The sequence below is a fragment of the Geodermatophilus amargosae genome (genome assembly GCF_041028265.1).
In the GTDB taxonomy this organism is placed as follows: domain Bacteria; phylum Actinomycetota; class Actinomycetes; order Mycobacteriales; family Geodermatophilaceae; genus Geodermatophilus; species Geodermatophilus amargosae_A.
The window spans coordinates 228,680-244,036 of the sequence record NZ_JABGCW010000004.1 but is presented as its reverse complement, the minus strand read 5'-3'; the positions used below and the strand labels follow the sequence as shown (position 1 = coordinate 244,036).

The following is a 15,357-nucleotide window of genomic DNA, read 5'->3' as shown; positions in this document are numbered from 1 at the left end:
GGCGCCGGGACCGCCGACGTGACCGGCACCGCCACCGCGCCGGGCCCTCGGGCCTGCGCCGTCCGGCCGTGCGCGGGTCCCTGCTCGCCCTGGGGCTGGCCGTCCTGGTGGGCGGCGCCGGGCTGCTGCCGGCCACCCTCGGCGAGGACGAGCCCCGCGCCGCGGACCCGTCGCCGCCCGCGACGTCCCCGGCCCCCACTCCGGACAGCGGCCCCGCCGCCGGTCCGGTGGCCGCGTGGCTCGACGCGGCGCTGCCGGAGGCGACCGACGTGACCGCCTCGGCCGCCGTGCGGGGTGAGCTCGCGGACGCGGGCGTCCCGGCCGACCGGCTCCTCCCCGCCGAGGGAGGCGTCCCCGTGGGCGCGCTGCTGGCCGTCGTCGGCACCGCCCCGGAGGGGTCCCGGGTCGTGGCCGCCTTCGACCGGACCGGCGACGGCAGCAGGCTGCTCGTGGTCGACCCCGCACCGGGCGAGCCGACCGCCGGGGAGCTCGCCCGCCGGCAGTCACTCGCCCGGGCGCTGCTCGCCAACCCGACCACCCGTGCCGACGGCGCGGCCGGGGCCGTGCTGCGGGACGCCGCCGTCGACGAGCGGCTGCTGAGCCTGCTGGCCGCCGTCACCGCCTCCGACGGCGTCGGCATCGCCGCGTTCCCCCCGCTGCCCGGGGAGGAGGGCACGGCGCTGCTGGCCCGCCGGGTCCTCGTCGACGCCGTCGGGGACGCCCCGGTGCCCGGCGACCCGGCGGCCACCGACCGGCTGCTGACCTGGCTGGCGGCCCAGCTGCCGCCCTTCGCGCCCGACGACGTCGAGGTGACCGGCGCCGGGGTGCTGGTGTCCTTCCGCTACGTCTCGGCCCCCGGCGCGACGGTGAGCGCCGCCACCGGCTGACGGCGCGCCCGGCGGCACCTCCCGGATGCGGGTCCGGCCAGGACGAGGTAGACGTTGGGTGATCCCCCGACGACCCTGCGGCACCGGCCGCGGGATCCGACCTGCACCGGAGGCGCGCGTGACCAGGACGAGCCGGGTCCTCACGGTGGTGGCCGTGACGGCGGCCCTCGCCGGGCTGCCGATGACGACGGCCACCGCCGACGAGGGCGGGCTGCTCCGGCTGGCGCACCTGTCCCCCGACACCCCCGCCGTCGACGTCTACGTCGACTCGGTCGCCGACCCCGCCGCCGGGCAGGTGTTCCCCGCGGTCGGCTACGGCACGGTCTCGGAGTACCAGTCCGTGCCGCCCGGCACCTACGCGATCAGCATGCGCGGAGCCGGCGCCGACCCGGCCAGCCCGCCGGTGCTGTCCACGACGGTGGAGGTCGGCGCGGACAGCGCGCGCACGGTCGCCGGCGTCGGTCCCTTCGCCGACCTCGGCCTCGAGGTGCTCGAGGACGACCTGACCCCGCCACCGGCGGGCAGCGCACGGCTGCGGGTCGTCGCCGCGGCGGCCGGTGCGCAGAGCCTCGACGTCGCGGTCCCGGGCGGGCCGGCCGTCGCCACCGACCTCGCCTTCGCCGACACGACCGGATACGTCGACGTCCCCGCGGGGGCCACGTCGGTCACCGTGACGCCGGAGGGCGGCGAGGCCACCGAGCTGCCCGTGCAGGTCGCCGCGGGCTCGGTCTACAGCGTGCTGGTGCTGGACCGCCCCGGCGGGGGGCTGACCGTCCGGGCCGCGCTGGACGCCGCGAGCCCCGGCGTGGTGCCCTCCGGGGGCGTCGAGGCCGGCGCGGGCGGCACGGCGGGCGGCACGGCGGGCTCCCCGGCGCTGCCTCTCGCAGCCACGGCCGCGGGCGTGGTGCTCGCGGGGGGCGCCGGGCTGTTCCTGCTCACCACGCGGACCCACGCGGCCCGGGTGCCGGGGCGGCACGCCGCCGGGCGCCGGCGCCGGTGACCCGGGCGCCCCGCCACCGCGCCATGGGGAGCCGGTCGCGGCACCGCGCTCCCCGCCGGACCCGGCTGGGCGTCCTGCGACTGGTCCTCGCCGTCCTCGTGCTGGCGGCCGGGGCGGTCGCCCTGACCTGGCCGGCTCCCGACCCCCGGGCCGCCGCCGGCACGGCCGCGGCCTCGGCTCCCGTCGCGGCTCCCGTCCCGGGGCCCGTCGTGCTGGCCGAGCAGCCCGCCCCGACGGCCGTGCCGCCCACCCGGGTCCGGGTGCCGGCCATCGGGCTCGACAGCGGCCTGGTCGACCTCGGGCTCGACGCCACCGGGGCGCTCCAGGCACCCACGGACGACGCCACGGCCGGCTGGTACGCCGGTGGCCCGGCCCCGGGCGACGTCGGCCCCGCGGTCCTCGCCGGGCACGTGGACTCCGTCCGGGGGCCGGCCGTCTTCTCCCGCCTGGGCGAGCTCACCGACGGGGACCGGGTGCTGGTCGACCGCGCCGACGGCAGCACCGCGACCTTCACCGTCACGCGGGTCGAGCGGCACCCGAAGGACGCCTTCCCCACCGACGCCGTCTACGGGCCGACGGCGGACGCACAGCTGCGCCTGGTCACCTGCGGCGGCGACTTCGACCGCTCGGCGCGCAGCTACGAGGACAACGTCGTCGTGTTCGCCCGGATGACGTAGGCCTCCTCCGGTCGGGCGGCCTCCCTGCAGGGGCCCGCCGCGAGCCTGCGAGTGGTGGGGGCAGGGAGGTCCTTCGTCTAGCGGCGGCGGTCCCTCGCCCGCCAGCAGGCGGCGTGCCAGTGGCGGCGCCAGTCGGCGGCGGAGCCGGTGTCCCACGGCTCGAGGTCGGAGTCGCGGGCGTAGGCCGGCCAGCTGACCACGTGCGGCGTCCCGGGGTGGATCTCCTGGTCACAGCCCGGGCAGCGGTAGGTCTTGCCGGTCGCCGCCCCGGTCACCCGCCGCACGACCCAGTCGCCGTCGGCGGCCTCCTCCACCGCGTCGGGACGCGACAGCGGGGGGCGACCACCCGGCCGCCCCCCGCTGCTCCGTCGTCCCCTACGAGACACGCAGCGGCACCTCAGCGCCGCGAGTAGTCCCGGAACCCGCGGCCGGTCTTGCGCCCCAGGTAGCCGGCGGTGACCAGGTGCTCGAGCAGCGGCGCCGGCGCGAAGCCCGGCTCCCGGAACTCGGTGTACAGCTCCCGCTCGATCGCCAGCGACACGTCCAGGCCCACGACGTCGAGCAGCTCGAACGGGCCCATCGGGTAGCCGCAGCCGACCTTCATGGCGGCGTCGATGTCGTCGGCGGTCGCGTAGTGCGCCTCGAGCATCTTCACCGCGTCGTTGAGGTAGGGGAACAGCAGCGCGTTGACGATGAACCCGGCGCGGTCGGTGCAGGAGACCGCGTGCTTGCCCAGCTGCGCGCAGACGGCGTGCGCGGTGGCGGCCACGTCGGGGGCGGTGGCGATGGTGCTGACCACCTCGACCAGCTTCATCACCGGCGCGGGGTTGAAGAAGTGCAGGCCGACGACGTCCGCAGGGCGCTCGCTGGCCTTGGCGCACTCGATGACCGGCAGGCTCGACGTCGTCGTGGCGAGCACGGCGCCGGGCTTGGCGATCTCCCCGAGGGCGGCGAACAGCGCCTGCTTGACCGGCAGTGACTCGACCACGGCCTCGATGACCAGGTCGCGGTCGGCGAAGTCGTCCAGCGACGTGGTACCGCGCACCCGGCCGAGGACGTCGTCGCGGCCGGCCTCGTCGAGACGCCCGCGGGCGACCTGCTTGTCCAGCGACTTGCGCAGCGCCGCGGTGACCGCCTCCACCTTCTCCGGGGAGCGGGCCTGGAACAGCACGTCGTAGCCGCCCTTGGCGACGACCTCGATGATGCCGGTGGCCATCGTCCCGGAGCCGACGACGCCGACCAGCGAGACCGGGCGGGCGCCCTCGGCGGCGCCGCCGGCCGAGGGGGTGTGCTCGTCGGCGACGACCTCGGCCGAGCCCGGGGTGGCGTAGGTGTAGAAGCCGCGGCCGGACTTCCGGCCCAGCAGGCCCGCGGTCATCATCTGCTTGATGACCGGGCTGGGCGCGTGCAGCCGGTTGCGCGACTGCTTGTACATCGTGTCGAGGATCTCGTAGGCGGTGTCGATGCCGATGAGGTCCATGAGGGCCAGCGGGCCCATGGGCAGGCCACAGCCCAGCCGCATGGCCGCGTCGATGTCCTCGCGGCTGGCGTAGCGGTTCTCGTACATCGAGACGGCGTGGTTGAGGTAGCCGAACAGCAGCGCGTTGGCGATGAAGCCGGCCTTGTCGCCGATGGTCACGTCGACCTTGCCCAGCCGCTCGGCCAGCGCCTCGACGTCCTCGATGACCGAGGGCTCGGTGACGACCGTGCGCACGACCTCGACCAGCTTCATGACCGGCGCCGGGTTGAAGAAGTGCATCCCGATGACCTTGCTCGGGCGGCCGGTGGCCACCGACAGCTCCGTCACCGACAGGCTCGAGGTGTTGGTGGCGAGGATCGTGTCCGGCGGGCAGATCGTGTCCAGCTTCGCGAAGAGCTCGGTCTTGAGCTCCATCCGCTCGGGCACGGCCTCGATGACCAGCTCGGCCGCGGACAGGTCCTCCAGCGACGTGCTGAAGCGGATCCGCCCGAGGATGGCGTCGCGCTCGGCCGGCTCCAGCTTGCCGCGCGAGACGGCCTTGTCCGTCGACTGGTCCACGTGGCCGCGACCGCGGGCCAGGGCGTCCTCGCTGATCTCGACGGCGGTCACCGACAGGCCCGCGCGGGCCAGCACCTCGGCGATGCCCGCACCCATGGTGCCGAGCCCCACCACGCCGACCTCGGTCAGTTCTCTGGCCACGCTGCCATCTCCTCCCGTCCGTTGGACGTCCGGAGTCTCCCACTCCGCGCGGGGCGGGCTACCGGTGGGTAGCGCTCAGAAGAGGCGCTGCGAGGGGTCGTCGGTGCCCTTGAGGACGGCGTAGTCGACGGTCACGCAGTCGATGCCGCGGTCGGTGGCCAGCACCCGCGCCTGGGGCTTGATCTCCTGCGCGGCGAACACGCCCTTCACCGGCGCGAGCAGCGGGTCGCGGTTGAGCAGCTCGAGGTAGCGGGTCAGCTGCTCGACGCCGTCGATCTCCCCGCGCCGCTTGATCTCCACGGCCACGGTCCGCCCGTCGGCGTCCCGGCAGAGCAGGTCGACCGGGCCGATGGCCGTCGGGTACTCGCGGCGGACGAGCTGCCACCCCTGCCCGAAGGTCTCCACGTGCATCGCGAGCAGCCGCTGCAGCTCGGCCTCGACGCCGTCCTTCTGCAGGCCGGGGTCCACGCCGAGCTCGTGCGCGGAGTCGTGCTCGACCGACTCGATGGTGATCACCAGCTGCTCACCGGCCTTGTTGGTGACCGTCCAGGTCCCCGCGCCGTCGACGAGCTCGTCCTTCAGCGTGCACGGCGGGCTCATCCAGTTCAGCGGCTTGTAGGCCCGGTCGTCGGCGTGCACCGACACCGAGCCGTCGGCCTTGACCAGCAGCAGCCGCGGGGCCATGGGCAGGTGGGCGGTCAGCCGCCCGATGTAGTCGACCGAGCAACGGGCGATGACCAGGCGCACGGGCGCCGACGGTACCGGTCGGGTCACGACGGGAACCGCCGAGCCCGGTTCCGCGTGGCAGGACCGTGACGACGACGTCGACGGCGCGCGCGGCCGCACTCCTGGCGTGCGCCCTGACCCTGGCCGGGTGCGCGCAGGACGGCGCCGACGCGGGCTCGCCGTCGTCCCCGGCGGGCCCGCTCCCCTCGGGGCTGGTCCTCCAGATCGCGTACACCGGCGGGTTCACCTCGCCGGAGGAGCTGGCCACCCGGCTGCCGCTGGTCACCGTCTACGGCGACGGGCGGGTGGTGACCCAGGGCGCGCAGATCGAGATCTGGCCCTCGCCCGCGCTGCCCAGCGTGCAGGTGCAGCGGGTCGACGAGGCCACCGTGCGCGACCTCGTCGACCGCGCGGTCGAGGCCGGCGTGACCGAGGAGGGCGACCTCGGCGAGCCGCCGGTGGCCGACGCCCCCACCACCCGGTTCACGCTGAGCACGGGCGAGGGCACGACGGTGCGCGAGGTGTACGCCCTCGGCGAGACCCCCGACGACACGCTGACTCCCGCGCAGGTCGAGGCGCGGGGTCGGCTGCGTGACCTGCAGGACGAGCTGACCGGCCTGATGGCGGGCCCGGCCGAGGCCTACGTGCCGCAGACGGTCGCCGCCGTCGTGCAGCCGCACAGCGGCGGCGACCCGGAACTGCCGCAGCCCGACGTCGCCTGGCCGGGGCCGGAGCTTCCCGGCACGCCGCTGGGCGCGGGGATCACCTGCGTGAGCGCCACCGGGCAGCAGGCGGCCGACGTCCTCGCGGCGGCGGCCTCGGCCAACGTCCAGACGCCGTGGGTCACGCCCGACGGTGCCCGCTGGTCGGTCGCCTTCCGGCCGGTCCTCCCCCACGAGTCCGGCTGCGCCGACCTCGGCGGCTAGTCGGCTACCGCGACCCGAGCGCGAGGGAGGCGTCGAGCGCGACGGCCGGCCGCACCCCGATCCGGGACCGGTCGACCCGGCCGTAGCTCTTGACGTCGCCCCGGGCGCCGACGAACGCGGCTCGCGAGGCGGTTCCGCCCCGCGCCTGCGGCTGGCTCCGCAGCCACCACCACGAGCACCCGCGCCGCTCCCCGTCGACGAGGAGGTGGTCCTCCTCCACGCCCTTGTCGTAGACGTACAGGCGGCAGCCGTCGCCCTTCTCCTGCACCGCGAACGGGGTGGCCACGGCCCGGCGGTCCACACCGTCCCCACGTCCGGGGTGGGTCAGCGACCGGACCTCCCGCACGCCGAGCAGGAACACGCGGTCGACGGTGTCGGGCGTCCCGTCCCCGTCGTCGTCGCACCGGTGCGGGACGAGGAGCTCCCGCTCGGCGTCGGAGAAGGCCCGCGGGAGGAAGGTCCCGTCCAGCCACCGCCGCATCGACGAGTCGCGCCACGTCGTCTCGGCCGGCTCGTCGTGCCAGCGGCGGCAGTCCAGGACGCGGGCACTGACGAGGAGCACCTCGTCGCCCCTGCGCGCCAGCACCAGCCACGAGACCGGCGTCCTGTCGGCGCCGTCGGCCCGCTGGGGGTACCGGCCGAACTCGACGAGGTCCCCGGGCCGGGCGTCCCGGAGGGCGTGCGCGACCGGCACGCCCTAGTCGGTCCAGACCGGCCGGCGCTTCTCCAGGAACGACCGCATGCCCTCGCGGGCGCCGTCGAGCTGGCTGGCGCCGGCCATCACCTCGACGGCGACGGCGTAGGCGTCCCGCTCGGGCCGGTCGAGCTGGGCGTACATCGTCTGCTTGCCCCACGCCTTGCTCGCCCGCGACCCGCGCGTGGCCCGGGCCATCAGCTCGTCCACGGCGGCGTCGAGCCCGTCGTCGGGCACCACGCGGTTGACCAGTCCCCAGTCCAGCGCCGTCCGTGCGTCGATGACGTCGCCGGTCAGCGCGAGCTCCATGGCGCGCTTGCGGCCGACGTTGCGGGCGATGGCGACCATCGGCGTGTGGCAGAACCAGCCGCCCTTGCCGCCCGGGGCGGCGAAGCCGGCCGACTCCGCGGCCACCGCGAGGTCGCACGAGGCGACCAGCTGGCAGCCGGCCGCGGTGGCCAGGGCGTGCACCCGGGCGACGACGACCTGCGGCACCTCCTGCAGTGTCGCCATCAGCTCGGTGCACAGCGCCAGGAGGCTGCGCACGTCGGCCACCGGCGCGTCGAGGACGTCGGCGAAGTCGTGCCCGGCGCTGAACACCGGCCCCTCCGCGCCGAGGACGATGCCGGTGGCGTCGCTCCGCCCGGCGTCGGTGACGGCGGCCAGCAGCTGCCCCAGGTGCTCGCGGGACAGCGCGTTGCGCCGCTGCGGGCGGCACATGGTGATGCGGACGACGTCGCCGTCCCGCTCGACGCGGGGCGCACCCTCTGCGGTCATGTGGCCGACCTCACCACGCCCGGCGGTCCGGCGGCAACGGCACTGGGACGCTGGGGTGGTGGACGCCGAGGAGGTCACCGACACCGCGCCGCGTCCCGCCGGCCGGACGCTGTTCAGCCAGGGCTGGCGCGACGTCGCGTTCGTGCACTGGGCGCTCGACCCCGCCGTGGTCGCGCCGCTGCTGCCCCCGGGCACCCGGCCGGACACGACGCCGGACGGGCGCACCTGGGCCGGGCTGGTGCCCTTCCGCATGCGCCGCATCGGCGTCCTCGGCTTGCCGGGGCTGCCCTGGGTCGGCTCCTTCCTCGAGACCAACGTGCGGCTGTACTCCGTGGACGCCCGGGGCCGCCGCGGCGTCGTCTTCCGGTCCCTGGACGCCGACCGGCTGCTGCCGGTGCTCGTCGCCCGGGCCGCGGGACTGCCGTACCTGTGGTCGCGGATGCGGTTCGACCGGGACGGCGACGTGCTGACCTACACCTCCCGCCGGCGCTGGCCGGGGCCGCGGGGCGCCGGCGGCCGCATGGAGCTGCGCGTGGGCCCGCGGCTGACCGATCCGGGCCCGGTCGAGCGGTTCCTCACCGGCCGCTGGGGACTGCACCAGACCGCCTTCGGCCGCACCCGCTACTGGCCCAACGAGCACCCGGCCTGGCCGCTACACCGCGCGGAGCTGCTGACCTGGGACGGCGACCTGCTGGCCGCGGCCGGCCTGCCCGGCGTCGAGGGCCCGCCCGACAGCGTGCTCTTCTCCCCCGGCGTCGACGTCCGCTTCGGCCCCCGGCTCTGACGTACGGGGCCGTTCCGCACCATCTGGGCAAGCGCGCCCCCAGCCGCGAGGATGTGCCCCGTGGCAGCACCACGGTCCGCCGCGACCGCCGCCGTGCCGACCGCCGACCGCGCCGACGACTGGGTGCACCGCCTGCTGGACCTCGCGCGCGCCCGGCTCGGGATGGACGTCGCGTGGTTGTCGGTGTTCACCGAGAGCCGCCAGGAGATCGCCTCGGCCACCGGCGAGCTGGACGCGATGCACGTCTCCGAGGGCATGTCGGTGCCGCTGGAGGAGTCGTTCTGCGTGCGGGTGCTCTCCGGCCAGCTGCCACCGGTGGTCACCGCGGCCGGCCGCAACCCGCTCACCCGCGACCTCCCCGTCACCGGGCAGCTGGGCATCGGCTCCTACGTCGGGGCGCCGGTGCGGACGGGGGACCGACCGCCGGTCGGGATGCTGTGCTGCATCAGCCGGGACGCCGGGGAGCAGCTCGACGGCTCCGCGGCGCGCACCGTGGAGATGCTGGCCGAGCTGATCGGGGACCGGCTGGCCGCGGAGGGGATCGCCGAGGCCGAGCTCGCCGCCCGCCGGACCCGGGTCCGTCAGGTCCTGGAACGGGGCGCGGTCACCGTGCACGTGCAGCCGGTCGTGGACATGCGCACCGGCACGGTCGTGGGCCACGAGGCGCTGTCCCGCTTCCCCGGGCACGAGGACGGCCCGGCGACGCTGTTCGCCGACGCGGCGGCGGTGGGCCTGGGGGTGGAGCTGGAGCTGCTGGCGGTGCGGTCGGCGCTCGGGGTCGCGGACCGGCTGCCCCGGGGGCTGCGCCTGGCGGTCAACCTGTCCCCCACCGCGCTGGTGTCCCCGGCGGTGGCCGCGGTGCTGCTGGACGCGACGGACACGGACGCGCTCACCGTGGAGATCACCGAGCACTCGCCGATCGAGGACTACGCGCCGGTCCTGGCCGCGCTCGGGCCCCTGCGCGCGGCGGGCATCCGGCTGAGCATCGACGACGCCGGCGCCGGCTACGCCAGCCTCCGGCACATCCTGCGGCTGCGCCCGGACACCATCAAGCTCGACATCGCGCTGGTCAGCGGGGTCGACGTCGACCCGGCGCGGCAGGCGATGACCGCCGCGATGGTGGCCTTCGCCGCCGAGACCGGGGCCCGGCTGGTGGCCGAGGGCGTCGAGACCCCGGCCGAGCGCGACGCCCTCCTCACCCGCGGCGTCCGCTACGGCCAGGGTCACCTGTTCGGCCGCCCCGTGGCAGTGGATTGACCTCCCCGGCCGCTCTCGGCCCCCTGCCGGGCACCGCCCCGAGCCTGCGAGGGGTGGGGAGCAGGGGTCCTTCGACTAAGCCGGGACCTTCTCGTCCAGGCCGTTGGCCTCGCGGACGACGTCGACGACCCGGCCCATGATGTCGTTGAGCCCGAAGTCCTTGGGCGTGAAGACCCGGGCCACGCCCTGCTCGCGCAGCCGGCGGGCGTCGCTGTCGGGGATGATCCCGCCGACGACCACCGGGACGTCGTCCAGGCCGGCCTCGCGCAGCCCCTGCAGCACCGCGGGGACCACCTGCAGGTGCGACCCGGACAGCACCGACAGCCCGACGACGTGCACGTCCTCCTCGACGGCGGCCGACACGATCTGCGCCGGCGTGAGCCGGATGCCCTGGTAGACCACCTCGAACCCGGCGTCGCGCGCGCGGACGGCGATCTGCTCGGCGCCGTTGGAGTGCCCGTCGAGGCCGGGCTTGCCGACCAGGAACCGCAGCCGGCCGCCGAGCTCCTCCCCGGTGGCGCGCACCCGCTCGCGCACCCGCACCAGCGACTCGTCGGCCTCGCCGCTGCCGGCGGCCGCGCCCACGCCCGTGGGGGCCCGGTACTCGCCGAACACCTCGCGCAGCACGCCGGCCCACTCCCCCGTCGTCACGCCCGCGCGGGCGCACTGCAGGGTGGCCTCCATCAGGTTGACGTCGCTGCCCGCGGCCTCGCGGAGCGCGGCCAGGGCCCGCTCGACCGGCTCGGGGTCGCGCCCGGCGCGCCACTCCCGGACGGCCTCCTGCGCGGTGGCCTCCACGGCCGGGTCGACCACCATGATCGCGGTGTCGAGGTCGGCGGTGAGCGGGTTGGGCTCGGTGGTGTCGAACCGGTTCACGCCGACGACGACGTCGTCGCCGCTCTCCATCCGGCGGCGCCGCTCGGCGAGCGAGCCGACGAGCTGGCCCTTCATGTAGCCGGACTCGACGGCGGCCACGGCCCCGCCCGTCTCCTGCACCCGGGCGATCTCGGCCCGGGCACCCTCGACGAGCTCGGCGACCTTGCGCTCCACCACGACCGACCCGGTGAACAGGTCCTCGTACTCGAGCAGGTCGGTCTCGTAGGCCAGCACCTGCTGCAGCCGCAGCGACCACTGCTGGTCCCACGGGCGGGGCAGGCCCAGCGCCTCGTTCCACGCCGGCAGCTGCACCGCGCGGGCGCGGGCGTCCCTGGACAGCGTGACCGCGAGCATCTCCAGCACGATCCGCTGCACGTTGTTCTCCGGCTGCGCCTCGGTCAGGCCCAGGGAGTTGACCTGGACGCCGTAGCGGAACCGCCGGTGCCGGGCGTCCTGGACGCCGTAGCGCTCCTGGGTCAGCTCGTCCCAGAGCTGCGTGAAGGCGCGCATCTTGCACATCTCCTCGACGAAGCGGACGCCCGCGTTCACGAAGAAGGAGATGCGCGCGACGACCTCGCCGAAGCGCTCCTGCGGCACCTGGCCGGAGTCGCGCACGGAGTCGAGGACGGCGATCGCGGTGCTCATCGCGTAGGCGATCTCCTGCACCGGCGTCGCCCCGGCCTCCTGCAGGTGGTAGCTGCAGATGTTGATCGGGTTCCACTTCGGCATCGCCGTCACGGTGTAGGCCACCATGTCGGTGATCAGCCGCATCGAGGGCCCCGGCGGGAACACGTAGGTCCCCCGCGACAGGTACTCCTTGATGATGTCGTTCTGCGTCGTCCCCGCGAGCTTCGCGACGTCGTGGCCCTGCTCCTCGGCGACCGCCTGGTAGAGCGCGAGCAGCCACATCGCCGTGGCGTTGATCGTCATCGACGTGTTCATCTCGTCGAGCGGGATGCCGTCGAAGAGCGCCCGCATGTCGCCGATGTGCGTGACCGGGACGCCGACCTTGCCCACCTCACCGACGGCGAGCTCGTCGTCGGGGTCGTAGCCGGTCTGCGTCGGCAGGTCGAACGCGACCGACAGGCCCGTCTGCCCCTTGGCGAGGTTCCGGCGGTAGAGCGCGTTGGACTCGGCCGGCGAGGAGTGGCCGGCGTAGGTGCGCATGACCCAGGGGCGGTCGCGCTCCTTCGGCGATGAAGGGAACGGCATGCCAGCGGAGTGTAGGGGCCGTTACCGGCGAGTAGCGGCACCGGTCCGGGACCCCGGGCGGTGGCACACTCGATCGCGTGCGACCGGCCGCGAGGGCCCGGGCGCCCCACGTCGAGGAGGGCCGGGATGCTGCAGCCGGGCGGTCTGAGCTACATCGCCGGGCCGGTCATCGCGATCGTCGTGATGGTGCTGCTGGTGCTGTTCATGCGCTGGGCCTTCGGCGGGGACTCCACCGGCGGCATGCGCCGCGGCCGTCCCTCACCCGTCGACGACGGCCTGCTCACCCGCGTGGCCACCCTGTCCCGGCGGGAGTCGGCACTGGCGCTGCGCGCGGTGCTCTCCGACGCCGGGATCCGCTCGACGATCCGGTTCCCCGCGGCGCACCGCGCCGACGTCCTGGTCTTCCCGGAGGACGCCGCCCGCGCCCGCGAGCTGGCCGCCTCCTTCCCCGCGGCCTGAATCCGACGCTTCAGTCGGGGCGCTCGATGCGCCGGATCTCGGCGCCCAGGCCCTGCAGCAGCTGGACGAAGTCGGGATAGCCGCGGTCGACGTGGTGCACGTCCTGCACCTCGGTCACGCCGTCGGTGAGCAGCCCGGCCAGCACGAGCCCGGCTCCGGCGCGGATGTCGGTGGCCAGCACCGGGGCCGACGACAGCCGCTCCCGCCCGCGGACGACGGCGTGGTGGCCGTCGATGCGCACGTCGGCGCCGAGGCGGACGAGCTCGTTGACGAACATGAACCGGCCCTCGAACACGTTCTCGGTGATCAGGGCCGTGCCGGTGGACACCGCGGCCAGCGCGACCGCCATCGGCTGCAGGTCGGTGGGGAACCCCGGGAAGGGCAGCGTGACGACGTCGACCCCGCGCGGGCGCTCGTCCATCGCGACCCGGATGCCGTCCTCGACCACCTCGACGGTGGCGCCGGCGCTGACCAGCTTGTCCAGCGGGACGGCGAGGTGCCCGGGCACGGCCCGCTCGACGACGACGTCGCCGCGGGTCATCACCGCCCCGATCGCCCACGTCCCGGCCACGATCCGGTCGGGCACCGTCGAGCAGGCCACCGGGGCGAGGGAGTCGACGCCCTCGATCGTCAGCGTGGACGTGCCGGCGCCGTCGATGCGCGCGCCCATCGCGGTGAGCATCGAGCAGAGGTCGACGATCTCCGGCTCGCGCGCGGCGTTGTCGATGACCGTCGTCCCCTCGGCGAGGACCGCGGCCATCAGCAGGTTCTCGGTGGCACCGACCGACGGGAAGTCCAGCCAGATCGACGTGCCCGTGAGACGGGGGGCGCTGGCGACGAGGAAGCCGTGCTCGCTGTGGATCGAGGCGCCGAGCCGCTCGAGACCGGAGATGTGCATGTCCAGGCCGCGCGAGCCGATGGCGTCACCGCCCGGCAGGGCGACCCGGGCGCTGCCGCGCCGGGCGACCAGGGGGCCGAGCACGCTGATCGAGGCGCGCATCTTGCGCACGAGGTCGTAGTCGGTCTCGGTGTCGGGGTCCTCCGGGACGTCGACGACCACCCGTCCCCCGCCGCCGGGCCTCCCGGAGCGCTCGTAGGTGACGCCACACCCGAGGCGGCGCAGCACCTCGCTCATGATCGCGACGTCGAGGATGTCGGGGACCTCGTCGATCGTCGTCCGCCCGGCGGCCAGCAGCGCGGCCGCCATGAGCTTGAGGGCGCTGTTCTTCGCCCCCGTGACCCGCACGCGTCCGGTCAGGGCCGTGCCGCCGGTCACCTCGAAGCACTGCACCGGGCCACCCTACGGCGGCCGTGCGGCCGGCTCCGGTCAGCGTCCTAGGCTGCGGGCATGACGGTCCGGCTCACCCGCATCTACACGAAGACCGGTGACGCCGGGCAGACGCACCTCGGCGACATGAGCCGGGTGTCCAAGACCGATCCGCGGCTGATCGCCTACGCCGACGTCGACGAGGCCAACAGCGTCCTCGGCCTGGCGCTGGCGCTCGGGTCGCCGTCCCCCGACACGGTCGAGCTCGTGCGCGGCGTGCAGAACGACCTCTTCGACGTCGGTGCCGACCTGTGCACGCCCGTGGTGCCCGACCCGGAGCACCCGCCGCTGCGGGTGACCGCCGCCTACACCGAGCGGCTCGAGGCGGCCTGCGACGAGCACAACGAGGCGCTGCCGAAGCTGACCAGCTTCGTGCTGCCCGGCGGGACGGCGCTGGCGGCACTGCTGCACCAGGCGCGCGTGGTCGTGCGGCGCGCCGAGCGCAGCGTGTGGGCGCTGCTGGAGGCCGACGGCGAGCGCACCAACGCCGAGACCGCGCGCTACCTCAACCGGCTCTCGGACCTGCTGTTCATCCTCGCCCGCGAGGCCAACCCGGACGGCGACGTGCTCTGGGAGCCCGGGGCGCACAGCGGCGTGCACGCCCAGCGGGCCGCGCGCCGCTGAGCCACCTAGTGGACGGGTGGGGCGCTCTCCACCCAGGACAGGAACCCGGTCACGGTCGAGACGTCCATGGCCAGCTCGGTGGGCCCGCGGTTGGTGTCGCAACGGAGGACGACGGCGTCGTCGGGCAGGGCGACGTCGTCGCGGCCGGGCCCCCGCCGGCTCTCCACGTGCACCTCGGTGCGGCACAGCCGCTGCTGGGGACGCACCGACAGCGAGACCGCGCGGTACCAGAGCAGCGCGTCACCGCCGTACCAGGCCACGCCCACCGACCACCGGGAGCTCCCGGCCGGGCGCAGCCACATGGTCACCGCGCCGAGCCCGGAGAGCAGGAACCGGCGGCGGATCAGGAAGGCGACCACCAGGACGACGACCAGTACCCCGGCGAGGACGAGGAGGGCGGTGGTCACCGGCGGGTCGGGCGGTCGCGGTCCGGTGGGGTCAGTCGCCCTGTCCGGCGGCCCGCAGGCGGGACTGCGCGCGGCGGGCGGCGGCGAGGGCCTCGGGGTCGTCGCCGCCCTGCTCGGCGCGGCGCAGCGCCTCGCGGGCCCGCTCGACGTCGATCTCGGAGGCGATCTCCGCCGTCTCGGCGAGGATGGACACGCCCTGCGGGGTCACGGAGAGGAAACCCCCGTGCGCGGTCGCGACGACGTCCTGGCCCTCGGTCGTGCGGATGGTGACCACGCCGCCGGCCGCGAGCTCGCCGAGCAGCGGGGCGTGGTTGGGCAGGACGCCGATCTCGCCCTCGGTCGTGCGGGCGATGACCATGCTGGCCTCGCCGGACCAGATGGTCCGCTCGACGGCCACCAACTCGACCTGCAGGGTCGCCACGACACTCCTCCGGGTCCACCGACGGGCGGTGCTGGGCGCCGGCCGGGATCGGGCACGGCGACGGTCGTCCCCACTCTAGCCGCGGGTCCGCGCGCGTCCGGCGCGGGCCGCCCGGAGGTCACCC

The 15,357-nt window shown here is 75.4% G+C and carries 17 protein-coding genes; 8 read left to right on the top strand and 9 right to left on the bottom strand.

The features are described from left to right. Nucleotides 1-68: 68 nt before the first annotated feature. From HLV61_RS06765 to HLV61_RS06755, 3 genes are all read left to right on the top strand, one after another. Nucleotides 69-887 carry a hypothetical protein gene (locus tag HLV61_RS06765; RefSeq protein ID WP_369253624.1) on the top strand — a complete coding sequence of 273 codons (819 nt, stop codon included), beginning with the start codon at nt 69-71 and terminating at the stop codon, nt 885-887. A gap of 118 nt (nt 888-1,005) precedes the next feature. Further along, complete coding sequence (locus HLV61_RS06760) at nt 1,006-1,887, top strand: DUF4397 domain-containing protein (protein ID WP_369253623.1); 882 nt, start codon at nt 1,006-1,008, stop codon at nt 1,885-1,887. Next, nucleotides 1,884-2,564 (top strand): class F sortase, encoded by a 681-nt coding sequence (locus HLV61_RS06755; protein WP_369253622.1) that lies wholly within the window; start codon nt 1,884-1,886, stop codon nt 2,562-2,564. Before HLV61_RS06760 ends, HLV61_RS06755 begins: the two co-directional genes overlap by 4 nt. 77 nt (nt 2,565-2,641) lie before the next feature. Here HLV61_RS06755 and HLV61_RS06750 read toward each other — a convergent pair whose 3' ends face one another. The 3 genes from HLV61_RS06750 to nucS all read right to left on the bottom strand — a co-directional run bounded on the left by HLV61_RS06750 (nt 2,642) and on the right by nucS (nt 5,490). Next, a complete protein-coding gene (locus HLV61_RS06750) occupies nt 2,642-2,878 on the bottom strand; it encodes a hypothetical protein (RefSeq protein WP_369253621.1) in 237 nt (78 codons plus the stop codon). 83 nt (nt 2,879-2,961) lie between these two features. Next, nucleotides 2,962-4,743 carry a 3-hydroxyacyl-CoA dehydrogenase family protein gene (locus tag HLV61_RS06745; RefSeq protein WP_369253620.1) on the bottom strand — a complete coding sequence of 594 codons (1,782 nt, stop codon included), beginning with the start codon at nt 4,741-4,743 and terminating at the stop codon, nt 2,962-2,964. Nucleotides 4,744-4,818: 75 nt separating this feature from the next. Further along, nucleotides 4,819-5,490: an endonuclease NucS gene (gene nucS / locus HLV61_RS06740; RefSeq protein ID WP_369253619.1), complete on the bottom strand. Its 672-nt coding sequence runs from the start codon at nt 5,488-5,490 to the stop codon at nt 4,819-4,821. 65 nt (nt 5,491-5,555) lie between these two features. Between nucS and HLV61_RS06735 the strand changes: the two genes are divergently transcribed. Beyond that, a complete protein-coding gene (locus HLV61_RS06735) occupies nt 5,556-6,395 on the top strand; it encodes a hypothetical protein (RefSeq protein ID WP_369253618.1) in 840 nt (279 codons plus the stop codon). 4 nt (nt 6,396-6,399) lie between these two features. On the opposite strand, the gene HLV61_RS06730 is transcribed toward HLV61_RS06735, so the two are convergent. Together HLV61_RS06730 and HLV61_RS06725 are read right to left on the bottom strand one after the other, a co-directional pair. Beyond that, complete coding sequence (locus tag HLV61_RS06730; protein WP_369253617.1) at nt 6,400-7,089, bottom strand: DUF6273 domain-containing protein; 690 nt, start codon at nt 7,087-7,089, stop codon at nt 6,400-6,402. A 3-nt stretch (nt 7,090-7,092) separates the two neighbouring features. After that, a complete protein-coding gene (locus HLV61_RS06725; RefSeq protein ID WP_369253616.1) occupies nt 7,093-7,866 on the bottom strand; it encodes an enoyl-CoA hydratase-related protein in 774 nt (257 codons plus the stop codon). 58 nt (nt 7,867-7,924) lie between these two features. Here HLV61_RS06725 and HLV61_RS06720 point away from each other — a divergent pair, with 58 nt between their 5' ends. Continuing rightward, on the top strand, nt 7,925-8,650 hold the full coding sequence (locus tag HLV61_RS06720; RefSeq protein ID WP_369253615.1) for a YqjF family protein: 726 nt from the start codon (nt 7,925-7,927) through the stop codon (nt 8,648-8,650). A 60-nt stretch (nt 8,651-8,710) separates the two neighbouring features. Next, nucleotides 8,711-9,907 (top strand): sensor domain-containing phosphodiesterase, encoded by a 1,197-nt coding sequence (locus tag HLV61_RS06715; RefSeq protein ID WP_369253614.1) that lies wholly within the window; start codon nt 8,711-8,713, stop codon nt 9,905-9,907. 75 nt (nt 9,908-9,982) lie between these two features. On the opposite strand, the gene HLV61_RS06710 is transcribed toward HLV61_RS06715, so the two are convergent. Continuing rightward, nucleotides 9,983-11,995: a protein meaA gene (locus tag HLV61_RS06710; protein ID WP_369253613.1), complete on the bottom strand. Its 2,013-nt coding sequence runs from the start codon at nt 11,993-11,995 to the stop codon at nt 9,983-9,985. Between the two features lie 126 nt (nt 11,996-12,121). Here HLV61_RS06710 and HLV61_RS06705 point away from each other — a divergent pair, with 126 nt between their 5' ends. Next, on the top strand, nt 12,122-12,454 hold the full coding sequence (locus tag HLV61_RS06705) for a hypothetical protein (protein WP_369253612.1): 333 nt from the start codon (nt 12,122-12,124) through the stop codon (nt 12,452-12,454). Between the two features lie 10 nt (nt 12,455-12,464). Here the strand turns inward: HLV61_RS06705 and murA are convergent, their stop codons facing one another. After that, nucleotides 12,465-13,745, bottom strand: a complete 1,281-nt coding sequence (murA, locus tag HLV61_RS06700; RefSeq protein ID WP_369253611.1) for a UDP-N-acetylglucosamine 1-carboxyvinyltransferase — start codon at nt 13,743-13,745, stop codon at nt 12,465-12,467. A 57-nt stretch (nt 13,746-13,802) separates the two neighbouring features. Here murA and HLV61_RS06695 point away from each other — a divergent pair, with 57 nt between their 5' ends. Then, a complete protein-coding gene (locus tag HLV61_RS06695) occupies nt 13,803-14,405 on the top strand; it encodes a cob(I)yrinic acid a,c-diamide adenosyltransferase (protein ID WP_369253610.1) in 603 nt (200 codons plus the stop codon). Nucleotides 14,406-14,410: 5 nt separating this feature from the next. Here the strand turns inward: HLV61_RS06695 and HLV61_RS06690 are convergent, their stop codons facing one another. Together HLV61_RS06690 and HLV61_RS06685 are read right to left on the bottom strand one after the other, a co-directional pair. Then, nucleotides 14,411-14,812 (bottom strand): DUF2550 domain-containing protein, encoded by a 402-nt coding sequence (locus HLV61_RS06690; RefSeq protein WP_369253609.1) that lies wholly within the window; start codon nt 14,810-14,812, stop codon nt 14,411-14,413. Nucleotides 14,813-14,843: 31 nt separating this feature from the next. After that, complete coding sequence (locus HLV61_RS06685; protein ID WP_369253608.1) at nt 14,844-15,233, bottom strand: F0F1 ATP synthase subunit epsilon; 390 nt, start codon at nt 15,231-15,233, stop codon at nt 14,844-14,846. Nucleotides 15,234-15,357: the final 124 nt, after the last annotated feature.